Below are 1,490 nucleotides of genomic sequence, written 5' to 3' on the forward strand. Positions count from 1 at the left end.
CAGACCTGCGTCTGCGCCAACCGCCTGCTGGTACAGGACAGCATCTACGACGCCTTTGCCGAGAAGCTCGCCACTGCTGTGGCGGCACTGCAGGTTGGCCCGGCCAGCGAACCCGGCATGCAGCAAGGCCCGCTGATCAGCCCGGCCGCTGTGGCCAAGGTGCAGCGTCACATAGCCAACGCGGTCAGCCTGGGGGCGAAGGTCCTGACCGGCGGAGCAGCACATGCACGCGGTGGCAATTTCTTCCAGCCCACGGTGCTGGCCGATGTCACCGAACAGATGCAGGTGGCACAGGAAGAAACCTTCGGCCCGCTGGCTCCACTGATCCGCTTTCACGACGAGGCCGAAGCCATCCGGCTGGCCAATAGCGGCGAATCCGGCCTGGCAGCCTATTTCTACAGCCGCGATATCGGCCGCTGCTGGCGGATGGCGGAAGCCATCGAAGCCGGCATGGTCGGTATTAACGAAGGTGCCATTTCCACCGAAGTAGCCCCCTTTGGCGGCATCAAGCAGTCCGGGCTAGGCCGTGAAGGCGGACGGCTGGGGCTGGAAGAATTCATGGAAACCAAATACCTGTGCTTTGGCGGCATCGCCAATAAGGAGACATCATGCTGACACCAGACATCATCCAGAACACCGCGCTCCGTCTGCATCAGGCCGAGCAGCAACGTGAACAGATCCGCCAGATTTCGCTGGACTACCCCGACATCACCATCGAGGACGCCTATGCCATCCAGCGCTGCTGGGTGGAGATGAAGCTGGCCGAAGGCCGGACGATCAAGGGCCACAAGATCGGCCTGACCTCGCGTGCCATGCAGATGTCCTCGCAGATCAACGAACCGGACTACGGCACCCTGCTGGACGACATGTTCTTCAACGACGGTAGCGATATCCCCACCAGCCGCTTCATCGTGCCACGGGTGGAAGTGGAGCTGGCCTTCATCTTGGGCAAGGAGCTGAAAGGCCCGAACATCACCCTGTTCAATGTCTACGAGGCCACCGATTTTGTCATCCCGGCACTGGAAATCATCGACGCGCGCAGCCAGTCCATCGACCCGACATCCGGCCGGCCGCGCAAGGTGTTCGACACCATTTCCGACAATGCCGCCAATGCCGGCGTGGTGATGGGCGGCCGCCCGGTGAAACCGTCGGAGCTGGACCTGCGCTGGGTCTCCGCGCTGATGTACCGCAACGGCGTGATCGAGGAATCCGGCGTGGCCGCAGCAGTGCTGAACCATCCGGCCAATGGCGTGGCCTGGCTGGCCAACAAGCTGGCGCCGTTTAATGTCAGCCTGAAACCCGGTCAGGTGATTCTGGGCGGCTCCTTCACCCGCCCGGTGCCGGCCCGCGCTGGCGATACCTTCCATGTGGACTATGGCCCGCTGGGTGCCATCAGCTGCCGCTTTGTTTAGATCAGCGAACAAAAACCCTGCTGCTGCGTTGCGCCTCCTGGCCGTACACCTTGTACTGTCTGCGTCGGCGCGCCTTGC

2 protein-coding genes are annotated in these 1,490 nt (G+C 62.6%); both read left to right on the plus strand.

What is annotated here, in order from left to right:
- A partial coding sequence (locus EAY64_RS19990; RefSeq protein WP_122081981.1) for an aldehyde dehydrogenase family protein occupies window positions 1-615 on the plus strand: 615 nt, incomplete at its 5' end.
- Entirely contained in the window at window positions 609-1,412 is an 804-nt protein-coding gene (gene hpaH, locus EAY64_RS19995) for a 2-oxo-hept-4-ene-1,7-dioate hydratase (RefSeq protein WP_103526498.1), read from the plus strand. The genes EAY64_RS19990 and hpaH, both read left to right, overlap by 7 nt.
- The last annotated feature ends 78 nt before the right edge of the window (window positions 1,413-1,490 follow it).

The organism is Aquitalea palustris (genome assembly GCF_003693445.1).
Taxonomy (GTDB): Bacteria; Pseudomonadota; Gammaproteobacteria; order Burkholderiales; family Chromobacteriaceae; genus Aquitalea; species Aquitalea palustris.